This window comes from Halorubrum amylolyticum (assembly GCF_004114995.1).
In the GTDB taxonomy this organism is placed as follows: Archaea; Halobacteriota; Halobacteria; order Halobacteriales; family Haloferacaceae; genus Halorubrum; species Halorubrum amylolyticum.
Genome location: NZ_SDJP01000015.1, coordinates 1 through 19,021 on the forward strand (window position 1 = coordinate 1; position 19,021 = coordinate 19,021).

The 19,021-nt window shown below is 67.2% G+C and carries 20 protein-coding genes; 13 read left to right on the top strand and 7 right to left on the bottom strand.

Translation table 11 applies throughout. The annotated features are described in order from the left end of the window. Both ESO89_RS11020 and ESO89_RS11025 read left to right on the top strand, forming a co-directional pair. Positions 1-460: halocyanin domain-containing protein (locus tag ESO89_RS11020; protein ID WP_128905559.1), on the top strand; the 460-nt coding region annotated here is incomplete at its 5' end. 82 nt (positions 461-542) lie between these two features. Beyond that, positions 543-1,370, top strand: coding sequence for a helix-turn-helix domain-containing protein (locus ESO89_RS11025; protein ID WP_128905560.1), 828 nt, complete (start codon positions 543-545; stop codon positions 1,368-1,370). A 5-nt stretch (positions 1,371-1,375) separates the two neighbouring features. Here ESO89_RS11025 and ESO89_RS11030 read toward each other — a convergent pair whose 3' ends face one another. Beyond that, on the bottom strand, positions 1,376-2,671 hold the full coding sequence (locus tag ESO89_RS11030) for an RNA-guided endonuclease TnpB family protein (RefSeq protein ID WP_128905561.1): 1,296 nt from the start codon (positions 2,669-2,671) through the stop codon (positions 1,376-1,378). 259 nt (positions 2,672-2,930) lie between these two features. Here ESO89_RS11030 and ESO89_RS11035 point away from each other — a divergent pair, with 259 nt between their 5' ends. Together ESO89_RS11035 and ESO89_RS11040 are read left to right on the top strand one after the other, a co-directional pair. Continuing rightward, on the top strand, positions 2,931-3,242 hold the full coding sequence (locus tag ESO89_RS11035) for a CGCGG family putative rSAM-modified RiPP protein (protein WP_128905562.1): 312 nt from the start codon (positions 2,931-2,933) through the stop codon (positions 3,240-3,242). Between the two features lie 81 nt (positions 3,243-3,323). Beyond that, entirely contained in the window at positions 3,324-4,265 is a 942-nt protein-coding gene (locus tag ESO89_RS11040; protein ID WP_128905563.1) for a transcriptional regulator TbsP domain-containing protein, read from the top strand. Here the strand turns inward: ESO89_RS11040 and ESO89_RS11045 are convergent. Continuing rightward, positions 4,262-5,782 carry an aldehyde dehydrogenase family protein gene (locus ESO89_RS11045; protein WP_128905564.1) on the bottom strand — a complete coding sequence of 507 codons (1,521 nt, stop codon included), beginning with the start codon at positions 5,780-5,782 and terminating at the stop codon, positions 4,262-4,264. The two genes, ESO89_RS11040 and ESO89_RS11045, sit on opposite strands and share 4 nt — an antisense overlap. An 89-nt stretch (positions 5,783-5,871) precedes the next feature. On the opposite strand from ESO89_RS11045, the gene ESO89_RS11050 reads away from it, so the two are divergent. The 3 genes from ESO89_RS11050 to ESO89_RS11060 all read left to right on the top strand — a co-directional run bounded on the left by ESO89_RS11050 (position 5,872) and on the right by ESO89_RS11060 (position 8,948). Further along, complete coding sequence (locus tag ESO89_RS11050; RefSeq protein ID WP_128905565.1) at positions 5,872-6,609, top strand: helix-turn-helix domain-containing protein; 738 nt, start codon at positions 5,872-5,874, stop codon at positions 6,607-6,609. 232 nt (positions 6,610-6,841) lie between these two features. After that, complete coding sequence (locus ESO89_RS11055) at positions 6,842-8,200, top strand: heme-copper oxidase family protein (RefSeq protein ID WP_128905566.1); 1,359 nt, start codon at positions 6,842-6,844, stop codon at positions 8,198-8,200. 124 nt (positions 8,201-8,324) lie between these two features. Then, positions 8,325-8,948, top strand: coding sequence for a hypothetical protein (locus tag ESO89_RS11060; protein WP_128905567.1), 624 nt, complete (start codon positions 8,325-8,327; stop codon positions 8,946-8,948). A gap of 92 nt (positions 8,949-9,040) precedes the next feature. On the opposite strand, the gene ESO89_RS11065 is transcribed toward ESO89_RS11060, so the two are convergent. Both ESO89_RS11065 and ESO89_RS11070 read right to left on the bottom strand, forming a co-directional pair. Next, entirely contained in the window at positions 9,041-10,123 is a 1,083-nt protein-coding gene (locus ESO89_RS11065) for a DUF2249 domain-containing protein (protein WP_128905568.1), read from the bottom strand. Between the two features lie 128 nt (positions 10,124-10,251). Next, positions 10,252-11,124, bottom strand: coding sequence for a proline dehydrogenase family protein (locus ESO89_RS11070; RefSeq protein ID WP_128905569.1), 873 nt, complete (start codon positions 11,122-11,124; stop codon positions 10,252-10,254). 180 nt (positions 11,125-11,304) lie between these two features. Between ESO89_RS11070 and ESO89_RS11075 the strand changes: the two genes are divergently transcribed. From ESO89_RS11075 to ESO89_RS11100, 6 genes are read left to right on the top strand one after another with little or no spacing between them, the layout of a single operon-like run. Beyond that, on the top strand, positions 11,305-12,645 hold the full coding sequence (locus tag ESO89_RS11075; protein WP_128905570.1) for an ABC transporter substrate-binding protein: 1,341 nt from the start codon (positions 11,305-11,307) through the stop codon (positions 12,643-12,645). Positions 12,646-12,654: 9 nt separating this feature from the next. Next, positions 12,655-13,614, top strand: a complete 960-nt coding sequence (locus ESO89_RS11080; protein WP_128905571.1) for a branched-chain amino acid ABC transporter permease — start codon at positions 12,655-12,657, stop codon at positions 13,612-13,614. Beyond that, positions 13,611-14,792, top strand: a complete 1,182-nt coding sequence (locus ESO89_RS11085) for a branched-chain amino acid ABC transporter permease (RefSeq protein ID WP_128905572.1) — start codon at positions 13,611-13,613, stop codon at positions 14,790-14,792. The genes ESO89_RS11080 and ESO89_RS11085 overlap by 4 nt, the downstream gene beginning before the upstream one ends. After that, complete coding sequence (locus tag ESO89_RS11090; RefSeq protein WP_128905573.1) at positions 14,785-15,573, top strand: ABC transporter ATP-binding protein; 789 nt, start codon at positions 14,785-14,787, stop codon at positions 15,571-15,573. The genes ESO89_RS11085 and ESO89_RS11090 overlap by 8 nt, the downstream gene beginning before the upstream one ends. Next, positions 15,570-16,319 carry an ABC transporter ATP-binding protein gene (locus tag ESO89_RS11095; RefSeq protein ID WP_128905574.1) on the top strand — a complete coding sequence of 250 codons (750 nt, stop codon included), beginning with the start codon at positions 15,570-15,572 and terminating at the stop codon, positions 16,317-16,319. Before ESO89_RS11090 ends, ESO89_RS11095 begins: the two co-directional genes overlap by 4 nt. Positions 16,320-16,363: 44 nt before the next feature. After that, positions 16,364-17,299, top strand: a complete 936-nt coding sequence (locus tag ESO89_RS11100; RefSeq protein WP_128905575.1) for a DMT family transporter — start codon at positions 16,364-16,366, stop codon at positions 17,297-17,299. A 76-nt stretch (positions 17,300-17,375) separates the two neighbouring features. Here ESO89_RS11100 and ESO89_RS11105 read toward each other — a convergent pair whose 3' ends face one another. Genes ESO89_RS11105 through ESO89_RS11115 form a run of 3 tightly spaced genes read right to left on the bottom strand, consistent with a single transcriptional unit; the run spans position 17,376 to position 18,969 of the window. After that, positions 17,376-17,843, bottom strand: coding sequence for a type II toxin-antitoxin system VapC family toxin (locus ESO89_RS11105; RefSeq protein ID WP_128905576.1), 468 nt, complete (start codon positions 17,841-17,843; stop codon positions 17,376-17,378). Next, entirely contained in the window at positions 17,836-18,120 is a 285-nt protein-coding gene (locus tag ESO89_RS11110; RefSeq protein WP_128905577.1) for an AbrB/MazE/SpoVT family DNA-binding domain-containing protein, read from the bottom strand. Before ESO89_RS11110 ends, ESO89_RS11105 begins: the two co-directional genes overlap by 8 nt. A gap of 51 nt (positions 18,121-18,171) precedes the next feature. Beyond that, positions 18,172-18,969, bottom strand: a complete 798-nt coding sequence (locus ESO89_RS11115; RefSeq protein ID WP_128905578.1) for an RIO1 family regulatory kinase/ATPase domain-containing protein — start codon at positions 18,967-18,969, stop codon at positions 18,172-18,174. Positions 18,970-19,021: the final 52 nt, after the last annotated feature.

Genomic DNA, 19,021 nt, shown 5'->3' on the forward strand with positions numbered 1-19,021 from the left:
CGGCGGCAGCGGCGGCGGCGGCGGCAGCGACGGCTCCGACGGCAGCGACGGGGGCGATGGCGGAAGCGACGGGAGCGACGGGTCCGACGGGGGTAGCGGCGGACAGGAGTACCTCTCCGAGGAGCCGAACTACGACGGGTTCCTCGACGACGTGAGCAACTACGACGGCACCGTCGACATGCGGGACGCCGACGAGGTCACCGTCGACGTCGGCGCCAACGACGGGCTCACCTTCGGGCCGGCCGCGGTGGCGGTCTCCTCCGGCACGACCGTCGTCTGGGAGTGGGTCGGACAGGGCGGCGATCACAACGTGTCGGGCTCCGACGGCTCGTTCGAGAGCGACACCGTCGGCGAGGAGGGTCACACCTTCGAGTACACCTTCGAGGAGTCCGGAACGTACACCTACGTCTGTACGCCCCACGAGGCGGTCGGCATGAAGGGCGCCGTCTACGTGGAGTGACGGGCCGCACGCGAGAGGCGACCGCACGCCAACGCGCACAGACCGGAAGATGACGACCCCCGACCCCACCCACTGATCACCCATGCCACAGGCGCGCTTACTGGTCGATCTGCCCGACGGACCGTGGATAGCCGACGTATCGCGCGACTTCCCGGACGCCGGGGTCCGCGTGCTCACCGCGGTGCCGGACGAGAGCGCCGGCTTCGCGCTCATCCGACTGACGGCCCGCGACGTCGACGCCGTGATCGCGGAGATGCGGGACCACGGGGCGCTCTCGAAGGTGTCGGTGATGGCTCGGGGCGACGGGGTCGCGACCGTCCGGATCGAGACGACCGCCCCGCTGCTTCTGGTCGCCGCGAAGCGCTCGGGGCTCCCGATCGAGATGCCGCTCGACATCGAGGACGGCGTGGCGGAGGTCGACGTCACCGGCGAACACGAGCGCGTCGCGGCGCTCGGCAAGCGGTTCGACGAGATGGGGCTCGACTACGAGGTCGAGCGCGTCCGCCAGCGCGTCGACCCGGTGCGGCTGCTGACGGACCGGCAGCAGGAGCTCCTGCTCGCGGCCGTCGAGCTGGGGTACTACGACGTGCCGCGTCAGTCCACGCTGACCGAGGTCGCAGACCACGTCGGGATCGCGAAGTCGACGTGCAGCGAGACGCTCCAGCGGGTCGAGCGGACCGTGGTGCGCGAGTTCGTCGACGACCTCCCGAACCGACCGCTCGACGATGATGAGGCGGTCGGCGCCGCCGACGCCGTCCCCGAGGCGACCGATGAGGTCGACGCGAACGCCGAGACCGACGCGAACACCGACGGCGGCGCCGACGCCGAGACCGACGCGAACACCGACGGCGGTGCCGACGCCGAGACCGACGCGGAGCCGGCCCCGAGCCGTCCCACCTACCACTCGTGACATCCTCACCCGCCGTGAACGGCGGGGCTTCCTCCAAGGGAAGGCTCGCTACGCGAGGGGGTTTCGGAACTGTACGCCGAGAGGGTCGTCTGTCGGGATTCCCGACTCGCCTCCCGGTGTCCCGTGGTGGTGTCACAGCCACTCCCATCCCGAGGCGAGTCATCGCCTGCCGATTTCCAAGGCAGGCTCTCTCTCCACGGGTTAAGGCGACCAGCGATGTTGGCCGCCGCGTTGATGTCAGCCTGATACTCCGTCACCCAACACTCGGCGTTCGTGCATCGAAACGCCGCCTGCGAACTGCGAGAACCGAGGTGGCCGCAGGCGTGACACGTCTGCGAGGTGTACGCCGGATTCACCGCCCGTACCGGGATGCCTGCTTCGAGGGCCTTGTCCTCGATACGTCCGGTGAGACGTGCGAACGCCCAGTTGTGGAGCCGGCGGTTCATCCACTTCCCGTAGTCGAGATGTTCGCGGATGTACGACAGGTCTTCCAGAACCATAACCGGATTCTCGAACTGTCGGGCGTACTCGACGGCTTGCCGAGACGCCTTCTCGACAATATCCGTCAGGGCATTCTGGTAGTGGTCGAATCGCTCGTCCACGCGCCACTCGGCGGCGTCACGCTCTTGGAGCCGTTGGAGCGTAGTGTGCATCTCTTTGCGGAGGTACCGGGCACGTCCGCCGTCGTAGATGTACGGTTGGGTCGGAGTATCGTTTTCCGTCAGGGCACAGCCCGTCAGGAGCTTGGATTCGCCGATGTCGAACCCGACCGGCGTCGGGTCGTCCGGTTCGTCTGGTTCCGCTACGTCGTATTCGACGGTGACGTGAAGCACCCAGTTGGTGCGATGTTCTTGCAGTCGGAACTCGCCGACCGATACGTCGCCGTCGAGCAAGTCGTCCCACAACTCACGTTGTGCGGGGTTGATGCGGAGCGGAATCCAGAACGCGTTGCCACGCCCGGCCTGCGGGACCCGCCAACAGAACTCGTGCGTTCTGTCCTCGGAGTGGTCGATGTTCCAGCCTCGGTTCGTGAACCGGACGGGGTGGTCGTCGTCCACTTCCTCGGCGTCGTACGTCCGACGGAGTTGCGGGACGTAGTTCTTGAGCGCGTCTTTGGCGTAGGACGTGAGACTGTAGCCGGTGACGACATCGTTGACCGCGGTCTGCGTGTCCGCGCCACTCTCGAAGGACTCCGAGAGCGCACGCCGGTACGTCGCCACGGTACGCTGAAGCCGTTGCTCTTTGTGCGCCGTGGGTGGCGCGAGCGTGGCTTCGAGCGTTTTCGTGGCGGTGGCGGTCACACATACTCCTACAACATCGAAGCACATAAAGCGCACGATTAATAACAAAGATGCATGACCAAAGATGTGCGGTTGCAAGTAAGCGAAGAACAGCACGAATGGCTAACCGAACTGAAAGACAAGAGAGGATACACGTGGAAAGGATTGCTGTTGGAAGGTGCGAAGTGCCTCGACACCGACGAAACGTAGTAGTTGGACAGACGGCCAAGTGTCGCATTCCTCCCCGCCGCAAGCGGCGGGGTTTCCTGCTTGGTGAAAGATGAGCAAAACTGACAGCCACGACCACGACGAGACCGCCGAACCGATCACCGACGAGGTCCACGACAACTCCTGGTCGGCGAACCTCGAGAAGCCGAAGTACGCGGACGACGCCGAGCTGGCGGTCCGCGACGCGTTGGCCGCCATCGACCACACGACGGCGGGCAACCACGTCAACCTAGTCACCCACGGAGATCTGGGTCACCCCGAGGGGTTCCTCTACGACGCGATCGAACGGGAGTACGGCCTCGACCCCGAGTACGTCGAGCAGTGCGGCTGCGGCGGCCACGTCACCCGCGTACAGGTGGCCTGACCGGCCGACCGCAGGAGATCTGACCGGGAGTCGACCGCTTCGCCACCACGCTTATTTCGACCGCGACGGAGAGTCGGAGCAGTGACCTCCGCCTCGTCTCCGACCCTCCCGCTCGCGGAGGGGCCGGTGTCGATCGGGTCGTTCGCGGACCCGGTCGCCGTCGACCCCGATCCGCCGCTTCTCGCGGCCCTCGTCGCGGCCTACCGAGACGCCGCGCCCGCGGCGGTCGATCCGGACCTCGACGCGTTGCGTGCGACCGCGAAGGCCGCGCAGGCCGACGACGATCCGCTCTCGCCGGCCGCCGACCTCCCGACGCTCACGGTGCTGGCGAGGGATCGGGCGGTCGACGCGCTCGCCGACCGGTTTCACCCGGCCAGCCGGCTCGCGGCGCTCGCGGAGGCGGGGGTCTGGGACCTGCAAACGCTCGCGGAGCCACAGCCGAACGCCGTCCTCGCGGGGCAGTCTGACGGCTGCGTGCTCGTCGCGGCGGCGGGTGAGCGCGGCGACGACTCCGCGGCCGCAGCCGATCGCGGGCCGTGGTGTCGCATCGGCGTCGACGCGACGCTCCGCGACCGCTACGACGCCCTCCTCGCGGACGCGGAGGCGGTGCGACTTCGGACGCCGAGCCGTCACCGGCTGTACGGGGCGCTCCGAGAGCGGTGCGGGGACGGGGTCGCGGACGATGCCCTGCGACTGCTCGACGAGGACGCGACCGGCGCCGATCCCCTCGACCGCGGCGGGGCTCGGGTCCGAACGTACGCCGCCGGCGCGCGCCGCAGCGCGCTCGACCGCGATCTGCGACGCGCCTGCGAGGACGCCGGGCTCGGGAGTTCGGCGACGTTCACGCGGATAAAAAAGGAACTCGTCGAGGCGGGACTCCTCGGGACGGAGTCGGTCTCGCAGCCGGTGGGGCGCCCTCGAAAGCGGCTCGTCGCGCGCGGGTCGCTGGCGGACGCGTCGTCGCCGACCGCGGCCCTCGAAGCGCTTCGGGAAACGGGACTCGGAGTCGACGGGAGCGCCTAGTCGTCCTTCGTCTTGATGTCCGCGGAGAGCCCCTGCGCCATCTCGATCTCCTTCGAGTTGTTCAGGGTCCACGCGGTGCGGTCGGTGACCGCCTCGATCGCCTCGCGGGCCGAGGGGTAGCCGTTCCCGGACTTCTTGACGCCGCCGAAGGGAAGCTGGACCTCCGCGCCGATACAGGGGAGGTTGCCGTACGCCAACCCGAGCTCGGCGTGGTCGCGGTAGTAGTTGATCTGCCGGTAGTCCTCGGAGACGATTGCGCCGGCGAGCCCGTAGTCGGTGTCGTTCTGGATCTCGACCGCGCGCTCGATGTCGCCGTCGTATTCGAGGAGCGCGACGTGCGGCCCGAACACCTCCTCGTGGGTACACCGGAGGTCGGCGTCGGGGTCTGCCTCGTAGACGAACGGGCCGATCCAGTGCCCCTCCTCGTGGCCGTCGGGGATCTCGTCGGTGTCGAGTTCGGTCCGGTCGACGAGCACGTTCACGTCCTCCTCGCGCGCGAGCCGGTTGTACTCGGACACCTTCTCGAAGTGCTCGCTCTCGATGAGCGGCCCCATGAACGTGTCCTCCTGGAGGGGGTCGCCGACGGCGACGTCCTCGGCCACCTCGACGAACCGCTCTTTGAACTCGTCGTACACGTCGGTGTGGACGATCAGGCGCTCGGAGGAGACGCAGCGCTGGCCGGTCGTCTTGAACGAGGACATCACGGCGGAGTGGACCGCGGTGTCGAGGTCCGCCTCCTCGGTGACGACGATGGCGTTTTTCCCGCCCATCTCGCAGGCGGCGCGCTTGCCGGCGACCCCGCCGAGCGTGTCCTGGATGTGGTGACCGACCTCGGCGGAGCCGGTGAAGAGGACCGTCTCCACGTCGTCGTGCTCGACGATCGCGTTGCCGGCGTCGCCGAACCCTTGCACCATGTTGAACACGCCGTCGGGGATCCCGGCGTCGTCGAACATCTCCGCGATGATCTGCGCGCACCACGGGGTCTGTTCGGCGGGCTTGAACACGACGGTGTTGCCCTCGACCAGCGCGATGGCCATGTGCCAGTAGGGGATCGCGACCGGGAAGTTCCAGGGTGTGATACAGCCGGTGACGCCGCGGGGCTTCCGGCGCATGTACGCGTCCTTCGCGGGGATCTCCGAGGGGACGATGTCGCCCTTCGGGTGGCGCGCGTCGCCCGCGGCCCACTCGACCATGTGCGCGGCCTCGACCACGTCGGCCTTCCCCTCCGAGATCTCTTTCCCGCACTCCTTCGTGACCACTCGCCCGAGCTCGTCTGTCCGCTCGCGCAGCTCGTGGTACACGTCCCAGAGGTACTCCGCGCGCTGAATCCGGGAGAGCTCGCGCCACTCCTCGAACGCCGCGTCGGCGGCGTCGACCGCCGCCTCGACGTCCCCCGGCGTCCCGCGCTCGAACGTCCCGAGCGTCTCGCCGGTCGCCGGGTTCTCGCTCTCGAAGGTCTCCGAGCCCGTGCCCGAGACCCACTCGCCGTCGATGTAGTGTTGATACGGGTCCGACATGGACGGTCGTTTCCGCCGCCACGCCCAAATATCCCACCCGACCATGGTCGTCAGAGTCTTTGTGATGTGGTCCCATGAAAGAGGTAGCAATGGCAATCACCGACCCGAGTGGGGGCGAGGAGTGGTCCGGCACCCGGCTCACGCTCGACCTGTGGCACCCGAACTGCTGGGCGATCGAGGCGACGGACCGGACCGACGGCGGCGTCCTCGCCCACGCGATCTACAACTCGCCGAAGGCGGACGGCGACGCGCCCAACTCGGTGAACGGGCTGTTCACCGCCTTCGCGGACACGAACGAGGAGGTCGAGGAGCTGCTCGACGCGATCCGCGCGTCCGACCGCGCGGGGGATCTGCTCGAACTGCAGGAGCGGTTCGGCCGCGCTCGGGACGCCCCCGGCAACGTCGTGCGCGAGTTCTTCTTAGAGTACGACCCCGCCGACATGATGTGTCCGACTCTGCTCGAACACGGCTTCGTCCACAGCGCCCCGGTCCGGATCGAGGACGGCCGCGAGGAGTGGCAGGTGTGCTTCGTCGGCGAGCGCACGGAGATCCGGGAGTCGCTCGACGCGGTCCAGGAGAGCGCGGGCGCCGAGGTGACCGTGCAGTCGATGTCGTCGTCGGGACAGCCGGGGCGGTCCCCTCGCGAACGGCGGCTCGACACGCTCACCACGACCCAGCGCGAGGTGTACGAGCACGCCCGCGAGGCAGGGTACTACGAGTGGCCGCGAGAGGCGTCCACGCGCGAGTTGGCCGACGACCTCGACGTGTCGAAGACGACGCTGCTCGAACACCTCCGGAAGGCGGAGTCGAAGCTGCTGGACCCGTGATCGCCGATCGCTGATCGCCGGTTCCTGATCGGCGGCTCTGCAATCCACCAGAAGAGAGGTTTCGAGTCCGAGGCGGTCAGTACGGGGGGATGCGCGTACCGATCAGCTAGTGAACCGTCTCGCCGATCTGTAGACCCGTCGACTTCCGTCTCGGTGAGCGGTGGCCCACAGCCGGCGGAGGGGGAACATCTTCGGTGGTACTGTCAGGTGTGCGGAGACCGTACCCGATCTCATGGGCGCCATCCCGGGTAACATCGAGACGGACCAACAGCCCCCGATGACGGTCCCGTTGCGACACTTCGTCGTCGGGCTCGTTTTCCTCGTCGCGGGAATCGGGGCGGGGATCGGCTTACACCTGAACGCCGTCCCGGGGCTGGGGCGGCTCGCTCACGTCCATCTCCTGTTAGCCGGGTGGATCTGTATCACGATCATGGGGGCGATGACGCAGTTCGTCCCCGTCTGGTCGGGAGCGACCCTCCACTCGCGCCGTCTCGCGAACCTGCAGTTGGGGCTCGTCGTCGTCGGTCTCTCCGGGTTCGTCGTCGCGTTTCTCCTGGTCGAGACGCCGTGGCTGATCCCGTTCGCGGCGCTCATGCTCGTCGGCTTCTGGGCCTTCGCGTACAACATCGTCCGAACGCTCGGCACCGTCGACGAGTACGACGTCACCGAACGGCACTTCCTCGGTGCGCTCGGCTTCTTCCTCGTGTTGACCGTTCTCGGCGTCCTCCTCGCGGTCGATTTCACGGTTCCGACGTTCTCGCGGGTCGGCGTCAGCCGGTCCGGAGTGGTGGGCGCCCACGCGACCCTCGCGGTCTTCGGCGCCGTTCTCACGACGGTGTACGGAGCGCTGTACCAGCTCGGTACGATGTTCACGCAGACGGAGCTACACGGGATCGACCACCGCCTCCGATCCGTCGAGGAGGTCGCGCACCCCGCCGGCGTGGTCGTGCTCGCCGCTGGCCGACTGGTGGCCAACGCCCCCGCTGCCCGGGTCGGCGGTCTGTTGATCCTGTTCGCCGCGTCGGCCTTCTGTCTCATCCTAGCGCGCAAGCTGTACGAGATGCGGGTCGAACGGACCCCGATGCACACGCGGTACATCGTGGCGGTGGGCGCACTCGCGCTGTGGATCGCCGTCTCGGCGCCCGCGTGGATATCTGACCCGTTGACGCGCGAGCATCTGCTCGGCGCGGCGAACGCCGGCCACCTGCTGCTGTTGGGAGCGATCGGGTTCGTCGTCGTGGGAACGCTCTACCACGTCATTCCCTTCGTTATCTGGGTCAACCGGTACAGCGATCTGCTAGGGTTAGAGGACGTACCGATGATCGACGACCTCTACGACGACCGGCTCGCCGCGATCGACGGGGTACTCATCGGAGGCGGAAGCGCACTGATCGTCGGCGCGAACCTGCTGGAGGTCGCGGGAACACCGGCGCTCCTCGGCGGGGTGCTGGTGGGCGTCGGCGTCGTCGCGTTCGTGTTCAACATGGTCCTCGTGTTGGTCCGTCACAGCCCTCACTCGATCGACCGGATCGTGTTGGGCTCGTTCTCGCCGCGCCGGGCACGCGGCCCCGACGAGGGGGCCGAGGAGTGAGGTCGATTGTACCCCGACTCGCGGACAGAACGGCCGACGGGACGGACGCCTCCGGAGCGACGAGCCGTTCACACCGAACATGTACGGGAGTAGGAGTACCCCTCCCGATCTCGAATAGACGCGTATGCCCAGCTTTCCGTCTCCGTTCGGGTCCGATGACGACGCCCTGTTCGACGGGTACGACGAGTTCGTTTCGGACCACGTCCCGAGACCGGGCGAGTTCCTCGAGCCTCACGACCTGCTCACCGGAGCGGATCACGTCGCGTTTCACCGCCTCACTCGCGACTGCTTCGAGGACCGGAAGGTGTACGATATGACGTTCAACTACAACCTCGCCCGGCTGAACCTCGACACGCGTCACACGAGCGCCGGCTACCGCTACGCCGTCGAACGCGACGACGCCGACGACGCCGTCGAGTCGGAAGACATCGGCCGCGTGCTCCGCGCGGAGTTCACGCCGACGACCCCGTTCTGTCCGCAGACCCACACGCTGACGATCGGATCGTTCCGGGCGTGGAACGGGCTCTCGGACCGGCACGAGTACGACCTCGTTCGCGTCCGTGCGGCGCCCATGCATCACCAGAGCGAGGCGATCAACGGGCAGCTCGCCGAACTCGAGGAGACGTATCTCGAGACGGGGGACGTGACCGCCGACCCAGAGGGCGGTACCGAGATCGGGTCGAATCCGATGGAACGATCGATGGAGAACGAGGGGCCGAGTCGCGGATCGACCGACGCTCCGTTCTGAAAGGGGCTGGTCCCCTGAGGCGACGGCCACGCGTCGTCGGGACTGCGATCCGCGGTCTCCCTCCGAATACGGCTGTCTTCGAAACCGCCTGGTCAGAACGGTGCGTTCGGGTCCTCCGAGGCAGTCGGGTCGCCGCCGTGCGACTCGGCTTTCCCGATCAGCACCCTGAACTCGCCGGGGTCACGCTTGCGGTACTCCCAGTGGAACTCCGGTCCAGCCTCGGCGTCGAACTGGTGGTACAGCGGCTTCGGGTCGTGGTCGTTCACCAGAACGAATCCCTCTCCGTCGTCGAGGTCCGCGTACGCCTCGAATATCCTCTCGTGGCGCTGAGCGGGTGGGAGGTCGCGGACGTCGAGCTCCGCCGTACTCTCTGGAACCTCGTCGGACGCTCCCGCGGATACCCCATCATTGTCAGACGTCGCGGACGTGGAATCCTCACCGTCGGATGTGGATTCGCCTCGTTCAGCCTTTGTGATCTGTACCCGACAGCGACCGGGCTCTTTTTCGACTATCTCCCAGTCGAACGCGTCACCGTACTGCTCCCGGAACTCGCGACGGAGCGGCCGGGGCTCGTGTGGGGCGATGAGCTCCATCGTCTCCCCGTCGGGTATCATGCCGTATCGGTGGTGGATCGTCTCGTGACGGTCCGGTTTGGGGATCTCCCGGACGTCGTATCGCGTGATCACGTCCTCGTCGTCGGCCGTTGAGGCGCCGGTCTTCACGATCTCGACGCGCCACTCACCCGACCCGCGGCTCGCGTACTCCCACTCGACGACGTCGCCGTGCATCGATCGGAGCTCGTAGTAGAGCGGCTTCGGGTCGTGGTCGTTGACCAGCACGAACCCCTCGCCGGGACCCAAGCGATCGAACGTATCGAGCAACACCTCGTGTCGCCGCTGCGGGATCAGGTCACGCACGTCGAACGTCCCCAGCACCCCGTCACCGAGCGGTTCCTGTTTGGACACCCGAACCTCGCGTGGTTCCGCGTCAGGGTCCTCGTGGTCCCAATCGAGAGTCAAGTCTCGTCCGATCTGGTACCGGATCAGATGCGTGTCGATGTCTCGATCGGCGATGACGAGCACGTCGGCATCCGTCTCGGTCTCGTCGAGGGTGTCGTAGATCCGGTCTTGAAACTCACGGGGCGGGGAATCTCGCAGGTCGATCTCAGTAACCATCTCTCGGATCGATCACGGCCGCGAAGAGGGATGGTCTCTCAGGCGAACGTGTTCGGGATACACGGTAAATGCATCTGACCAATCGGATTTTCGACGGGACCCGATTGCCGATCCCTGATCGAGGGCGCTCAGCGCCCGACGACCGCCCGCAGCGCGAACAGCGCGTTCGACTTGCGCTCGCGCACCCGCCGGTAGAAGTAGGAGAACCACTTGGTGCCGTACGGGATGTACTGGTACACCGCGGCGTCGACGTCGGGGTCGGCCGCGAGGTCGAACTGCTCCGCCTCGCGGACGCCCATCAGCATCTGCACCTCGTAGGGCGTCCCGTGTTCCGCGTGGAGCTCGGTCGCGTGCTCGATCATCGCGGGGTCGTGGCTCCCGACCGCGACCCCGTCGTCGAACGCCTCGAACATGTACGCGAGGCAGTCGCGGTACGACTCGTCGACGCGGGACTTCTCCTTGTACGATATCGCCGCCGGCTCGTCGTACGCTCCCTTCACGAGCCGGACCTTGCCGGGAAGGTCGGCGAGCCGTTCGAGGTCCTCGCGCGTGCGCTTCAGATTCGCCTGCACGCAGACGCCGACGTTGCCGTCGGTCTCGACCGCGTGGCGCTCGAACGCGTCGAGCGTCACGTCCGTGGTCTCGTGGTCCTCCATGTCGATCCAGACGAAGGTTCCCGTGCCCTCGGAATCACCCGACGCGGAGTCGCTGGCCGCCTCCACGATCCGCGCGAGGTTCTCCCGAAAGGCGTCGTCGCCGACGTCGAGCCCGATCTGGCTCGGCTTGACGGAGACGCAGGCGTCGAGGTTTCGGTCGGCGATCGCCTCGACGAGGTCGACGTACGCGTCGGCGTCGGCGTCGGCGGGGGGTCGCTCCTCGTAGTGTTCGCCGAGGAGGTTGAGGATGCCGGCCACGCCCCGGTCGTTGAGGGATTCGACGTGCGCGAGCGCCGCCGCCGGCGTCTCGCCGGCGACGAAGTTGCTCGCGATGGGCGGAATCATACGATCACGAGGGCGGCCGACGGGGATATAACGCCACCCGACCAATTATTTCACATCGTATGTCAGAACGAAATCCCTCGAAGCAAATATTGCGGCGCGTGAGGGGGATATACGTCTCAACCGACCATGGACGGGTAGGGTTTCAGATGCCCGTACGTCCACGGGAACTACAGACAACATATGTCACGCAATAGCATGGACCTGACCGACCGGAGAACGCTGCTGAAACTGACTGGCGGGGCGGGGGTCGCCGCGCTCGCGGGCTGTCTCAGCACGACCGACGACGGTGAGGACGGGTCAGACGGAAGCGACGGCGACGACGGGAGCGACGGCGGCGATGGCGGGGACGGAAGCGACGGCGAGGACGGGAGCGACGGTGGGGACGGAAGCGACGGCGGCGACGCCGACCCGTACGAGATCGGAATGGTCGACTCGCTGACCGGGTCGCTGTCGGCGTTCGGCGAGCGGAACCAGCGCGGCGTCGAACTCGCCTTACAGCGGGTCAACGAGGTCGGGATCGACGGGCGCGAGCTCGACCTGATCGTCGAGGACTCCGAGAGCGAGAACCAGGGCGGCATCGCGGCCGCCCAGAAGCTCGTCAATCAGGACGGGGTCCCGTTCCTCATCGGCGCGGTCGGTTCCGGGGTCTCGCTCGCGATCTACGAGAGCGTCGTGCAGGACACCGACGTGGTCCAGTTGAGCCAGAACTCCACGGGGCTCAACCTCACGGACTTCCCCGGGCTGCTCCGGATGTCGCCGTCCGGGCGCACCCAGTCGATCGCGCTCGCGGACATCATCGCCGACGACGGCTACGACGAGGTGGCGATCACCTACGTCAACAACGACTACGGACAGAGCCTCACCGACGCGTTCGTGAACGCGTGGGAGGGCGACATCGCGTACAACAACCCGCACGACCAGGAACAGCAGTCCTACTCGGGGGTCATCTCCGAGATGAACGACTCCGGCGCGGACGCGTGGCTGTTCATCACCTACCAAGCGGAGTTCGCGACGATGGTCAACGAGGTGTACTCGTCCGGGTACGAGGCGCAGTTCTACGGCGCCGACTCCGTCTCCGGCGACAACGTGATCGAGAACACGCCGGAGGGGAGCATGGACGGGATGAAGATCGTCGTTCCCTCCGCGCCGGTCGAGGAGGAGAACTACCAGACGTTCACGGAGGAGTTCGAGTCGGAGTACGACCAACAGCCGACGTCGTGGGCGGCGTACGCCTACGACTGCGTGATGAACGCCGCGCTCGCGATCCAGGCCGCCGACGAGTTCACCGGCTCGGCGCTACAGGACACCGTCAGGCGCGTCTCCGGCCCCGAGGGCGAGGAGGCGACCTCCTTCGAGGCCGCCAGTCAGATCCTCGCCGACGGCGGCGGCCCGGACGATGTCGACTACCAAGGCGTCAGCGGTCCGATCGACTTCGACGAGAACGGCGACCCCGTCGGGTTCCTTCAGGTCCTCGAGGTCCAGGACCACGCGTACGAAGGGATCGACTTCGTCGAAGGCTGATCCCGACCGATGACCGTCCTCGGATACCTAGCTAACGGGCTGGTCTTCAGCAGCATCATCGTCCTCGGCAGCATCGGGCTGTCGCTGGTGTACAGCATCGCCGACTTCGCGAACTTCGCGCACGGCGACACGATGACCGTCGGCGCGTACGCGGCGCTCGTAACCTTCGGCGCCGTCGGCGGGCTCGGCGGCGCGGTGTTGGGGCTGCCGTACGGCTTCTTCCTCGCGCTGGTCGTCGGCATCGCGGTCGCGGCGGTCGTCGCGGTCGGCACCGAGAAGCTCGTCTACGAGCCGCTCGACGTCGACTCGATCGGCCTGTTGATCACGTCGATCGGGATCGCCTTCATCTACCGCGCGGTGATCCAGATCCGGTTCGGCTCCGACTTCACTCGGTTCGGAATCCAGCCGCTTCGCCCGATCGAGTCGCTCGTGCCGTACGGCGTCCGGGTGACGCTACACGACGTGGCGATCGTCGGCTCGGCGGTCGTCCTCGTCGCCGGGCTTCACGTTCTGCTCCAGTACACCGACCTCGGCCGGAAGATGCGGGCGATGGCCGACAACCCGGATCTGGCCCGGGTCAGCGGTATCCGAACGAAGCGAGTCAAGCTGTGGACGTGGGTCATCGGCGCCGGCCTCGCCGGCGCGGGTGGCGTGTTCCTCGGGCTGTTCAACCAGCTCTCGCCGCGGATGGGATTTAACCTCCTGCTCGTGATCTTCGCAGCGGTGATCCTCGGCGGGATCGGCTCCGTCTACGGCGCGATGGCGGGCGGCTTCCTCATCGGCATGATAAACCAGCTAACGCCGTTCTTCTCCGGCGTGGTCGAGGCGCTACCGATCTGGCCGGGGTGGCTCGCGACCCTGCTCGAGAACCTGATTAGCATCGAATACGCGAACGCGATCGCGTTCGTGATCATGGTCGCGGTGCTGTTAGTCCGGCCGAACGGGATCGCCGGGGAGGGTGCGACGTGAGCCTCCTCGACGACCCGAGGAGAGCGCTTTCGGGCCTGAGCCGCCCCGAATCGTGGGTGCTCGGCGTCAGCGCCGCGTTCGCGCTGTTTCTGCTCGCCGCGCTGCTCACCGGCGCGCTCGGCCCGACGTACTTCCTGTTCCTCGTCGGACTCGCAGGGATGTACGCGCTGCTGTCCTTCGGGCTGAATGCCCAGTGGGGATTCACCGGGCTGATCAACTTCAGCGTCGCCGCGTTCTTCGGGATCGGCGCGTACGGCTCCGCGCTGATGACCGCCGACAGCTCGCCGATCGCGGGCGGGTTCAACCCGCTCGTCGGGCTCGTCGTCGCGCTCGTCGCGGCGTTCGTGCTGGCGCTGCTCATCGGCATCCCGACGCTCCGGCTCCGGGCCGACTACCTCGCGATCGCCTCGCTCGGACTGGCGGAGGTCGTTCGGCTGATCGTCCTCAACGAGCGCTGGCTGACCAACGGGAGCGCGGGACTGCGCGGCATTCCGAGCTTCTTCCAGGGGTGGCCGGTGCTCTCGACGTTCCCGGAGGCGATGCCGGGGCTCCGGCTCGTGGTGATCCCCGGAACGCCGATACTCCTCGAAACGTCGTTCTGGCGGGCGTCGCTGAACGTCCTGCTCGTGCTCGCGTTCGCGGGCGCGGCGTTCCTCGTCTTGCGCCGCGCGCACCGGTCGCCGTGGGGGCGGGTGTTACGGACGATCCGCTCGGACGAGGACCTCGCGCGGGCGCTCGGCAAGAACACCTACTCCTTCAAGATGCAGTCGTTCGTGCTCGGCAGCCTGATCATGGCGCTGGCGGGCGTGTTCTACACCCACCTGAACCTCTACGTCGGGCCGGGCGATCTCGACCCGATCACGACGTTCTACGCGTGGGTCGCCGTGATTCTCGGCGGCAGCGGCTCCAACCGCGGGGCGCTGTTCGGCGGCATCGTCATCGTCACCATCCGCGAGGGGACGCGCTTTCTCAACGACGTGGCGCTGCCGATCGACCCCGCGCCCCTGCGGCTGCTGTTGATCGGGGTCGTGATCGTCGCGGTGATGCGCTACCGGCCGCAGGGGATTCTCCCGCCGCAGCGGGAGCTGATCTGGCCGAGCGCGGTCGACGGGGGCGGAACGCCCGAGACGCCGGACAGCGGCGTCAGAGAACAGAAGGGAGGTGGTGGCGATGAGTGAGGGCGCGCTCCCGAAGGAGGACGCCGTCCTCCGCGTCGACGACCTCCAGAAGTCGTTCGGCGGGCTCGCGGCGACCGACCACGCCTCGTTCGCGGTCGAGCGCGGCACGATCACCGGGCTCATCGGCCCGAACGGCGCCGGGAAATCGACGCTGTTCAACCTCATCTCCGGCTTCTACGAGCCGGACGACGGGACCGTCGAGGTGAACGGGACCGACGTGACCGGGTTGGAGCCGTATCAGGTCGCGGACCACGGGCTCATCCGGACGTTCCAGACGCCCCGCAAGCTGGAGGGGATGACCGTCCGCGAGGCGATGCTGGTCGGGCCGCGGAACCAGCCCGGCGAGTCCTTCCTCAAACTGTTCGCCGCGCCGGGGGCGGTCGGCGAGAGCGAGTCGACGAACCTCGCCGAGGCGGAGCGGATCTTGGAGGAGTTCGAGATCGACCACCTCGCGGCCCAGCCCGCGACCGACATCTCCGGCGGGCAGATGAAGCTCGTCGAACTCGCGCGGGCGATGCTCGCCGAGCCGGAGGTGCTGCTGCTCGACGAGCCGGTGGCGGGAGTGAACCCGACGCTGGCGAAGAAGCTCAAAGACCAGATCCGGCGACTCAACGAGCAGGGGACGACGTTCCTGCTGATCGAACACGACATGGAGTTCGTGATGGACCTGGCCGACCCGATCGTCGTCTTGGACCAGGGGAGCGTCCTGACGGAGGGCTCCCCGGAACAGGTCCGCGGCGACGATCGCGTCATCGACGCGTACCTCGGAGGCGGCACATGAGCGACGACACCACCCGGCCCGCAGGGGCCACCGACGGAGCCGATCCCGTGCTCTCGCTGTCGAACGTCGACGGCGGGTACGGCGAGGTGCAGGTGCTCGACGACTGCTCGATCCGGCTCGACCCGGGCGAGATCGTCTGTCTCGTCGGCCCGAACGGGGCCGGAAAATCGACCGTCCTCAAGACGGCGTTCGGGATGTTGACGCCGTGGACGGGGACGGTGGAGTACCACGGCCGCGAAATCGGCGGGATGGCGCCCGAGGAGATCGTCCGCGAGGGGATCGGCTACGTCCCCCAGACCGACAACGTGTTCGGCTCGCTGACGATCGACGAGAACCTCCGAATGGGCGGCGTCGCCCGCGACGACGGCCTCGAAGACGTGATCGAGACGCTGTACGACCGGTTCCCGATCATCGACCGGAAGCGGACCGCCAAGGCGAAGACGCTCTCGGGCGGCCAGCGGCAGGTGCTGGCGTTCGCCCGAGCCTTGGTGATGGAGCCCGACGTGCTGCTCATCGACGAGCCGTCCGCGGGGCTCGCGCCCAACACGGCCGACGACGTGTTCGAGGACGTACGGGAGGTCAACGACATGGACACCGCGATCCTGATGGTCGAACAGAACGTGACGAAGGGGCTCGGCATCTCCGACCGGGGATACGTCCTCGATCAGGGGACGGTCCGGTTCGAGGGCACGCCCGAGGAACTGCTCAACGACGAGGAGGTCTCGCAGCTGTACCTCGGCGGCTGAGTCTCGGTCGTCTCTCACGCCCTCCGAACACCGATCGAATTCGCATGTCACCGAGTCCCGGCCGATACGCGTTCGCCCTCGCTCCCCTCGTAGCCGCGGCGCTGTGGGGCGGGATGTACGTCGTCAGCAAGTGGGGGTTCGCGCTGATCCCGCCGGTGACGCTCGGCTTTCTCCGGGTCGCGGTCGGCGGCGGCGCGCTCTGGTTGGTCGTCGCCGGTCGCGGCGGTTCCACGCCGTCCCGCGACGAGTGGCCGGCGTTCGTCGCGCTGGGCGGCTGGGTGACGCTGACGATCGCGACGCAGTTCGTCGGCACGGAGCTGACCAACGCCAGCCAAGGGTCGCTGCTGACGGTGCTCACGCCCGTGTTCACGGTTCTGCTCGGCGCGGCGGTGCTCGGCGAGCGCGTCACGGCCGCGAAGGCGGGCGGGATGACCGTCGCCGGCGTCGGGACCGCCGTCGTCATCGCCGGCCAGTACGAGCTCGGATCGATGGCCGCCGGCAACGCCGTCGGCGTGGCGCTGCTGCTGATCGGCAGCGCGGCGTGGGCCGGCTACACCGTCTGGGGGCTGCCCGCGGTCAGGCGCCACGGCGCGCTGCGCGCGGCGACGTACTCCTCGCTGGCGAGCGTGCCGATGCTCGGCGCCCTCGCCGCCGGCGAACTGTGGTACCTCGGCGTCTCGCCGGCCGACATTCCGGTGACGATCGAGTCGGTCGCCGCCGTGTTGTACCTCGGACTGGGGTCGACGGCGGCCGCGTGGTACCTCTGGTACAAGGGCCTGGAGTTCGTACCCGCGGGGACGGTCGCCGTCTTCTTCTTCGCACAGCCCGCGGTCGGGGCGGCGCTCGGCGCGGCGCTGCTCGGCGAGGCGCTCGGGCCGGGGTACCTCGTCGGCGGCGCGCTGATGACCGCCGGGATCTGGACCGTCAGCCGGGAGCGCACGGGAGCGACCGACGAGACGCCGGACGCGGCCGCGGACTGAGACCGCCTCGTCGGATCCCGCTTTCCCCCACCAGTAGTTGAGAATACGGTTTCTTTATTTAAAAACAGGGCTGAAATCAGTTCTCAAGGAACCCGTTCAGTTCGACGAACTCGTCGGGTGAAAGAATAACCTCGGTCTCGAACGCATCAAACCGTTCAAAGTCATCGTCGATCGTCAACACCGTATTCACTCCTTCGTCAATCGCAACCTGAGCGTAATACCCGTCCCATCCATCGACGTTTGCCTCGCTTGCCCGTGAAAATCCACCCCGAACTACATCTGGGGGCATCTGGTCGTACCAATGGATCCGAGTGGCATCCATGAAATTCTGGAGCAGGCGCGAAGCGTCTGCGTTCGAATACCCGTAGTACGTCGTGAGGACAGTGTGGGCTCCGAACAGCGCGGGATACGGGACGACGGCATCGATGTCTCCGGCGATACCCTCCCGAACGTGAGAGAGTGCAGCATCGCGAACCGGAGCCGTCGAGTGTGCGAGGGCAATTACTCCGACATCGAACAGATACGGGCCACCGGAGTCACTCATCACTGTGGTTCTCTGATCCCCGTCGAACGGCATCTCTATGCTTTTGAGCGATCGGATCGGCCCCTTCAGGAAGCGGCGTCGTCTCCTCTCGGTTCGACGATGCTTCCTCGACGAGCTGTTCCATCCGTTCGAGAATTTCGTCGGGGCTATCCTCGGGCATAACAACCGCTTTTCCGTCTTCTTCGCGGACCTCAACTTCTGTACCCGGTGTAATATGAAGACGTTCTCGTACCTCCTGTGGGAGAACGATTCGCCCCTTTGAATCCACCGTGGTCATGTTCCCACATAGAGTGGGAATAACTATAACGGTTTGGGTCAACAACTACTGCTACGTCGCTCGCTTCTCCAGCTCGCCGTTGAGTTCGGCGGCGTCGAACTCGTGGTCCGGCCGGATCGCGACGAAGTCGAGGAACCGCCGGGCGGCCAGTATCTCGTCGGTCGAGTAGCTGTCGAGTGCGGCGTCGACCGCGTCGGCGGCGCCGATCAGCGGTTCCAGCGCGGCGAGGGCGCTCGCGAGGTCGTACGAGCGCGCGGACGCGCGACCCTCCTCGCTCACGCTCGTCGCGTCGATGACGTAGAGGTCGCCGTCACGCACGAGAACGTTCTCGGCGCGGAGGTCGCCGTGAGCGAGGCCGGCGTCGTGGATCGTCCGGAGCGTGGCGAACAGCGCCGGGGCGAGCGCGGCCACGTCCTCGGCGTCGAGCTCGTCGAGCGTGCGGAACTCGGGGAGGTACTCCAGCACGACGACGCCGAGGTCGCCGACCTCCAGCGCCTCGATCGGCTCCGGGGCGTTGACGCCGATATCGCGGACCTTCCGGGTCGCCTCCAGCTCGTGGCGCGCCATCTCGTAGGGGGTCTCGTAGCGCTCGAAAAAGCCCTCGGTGCCCGCGGAGAAGGCGCCGAGGTTCCGCCCGGTGGTGAACAGCGCGTGGACGAGCGTGTTCTGACGGGTGATCACCTTGACGAACAGGTCGTCGTCGACCACCATCGGGGTCGACAGCCAGTTGTCGGCGTCGAGGAAGCGCACCCGCATCTCGTCGCGGTCGTACCGGTCCGCCAGCTCGCGGACGACCCGCTCGATGTCGGGCCAGTCCACGCGACCGCGCACGAGCCGGCGAAGCTCCATGGACGGTCCGAGGCGGCGGTGACTGATAAATGGTCACGTCGGGGACGAAGAA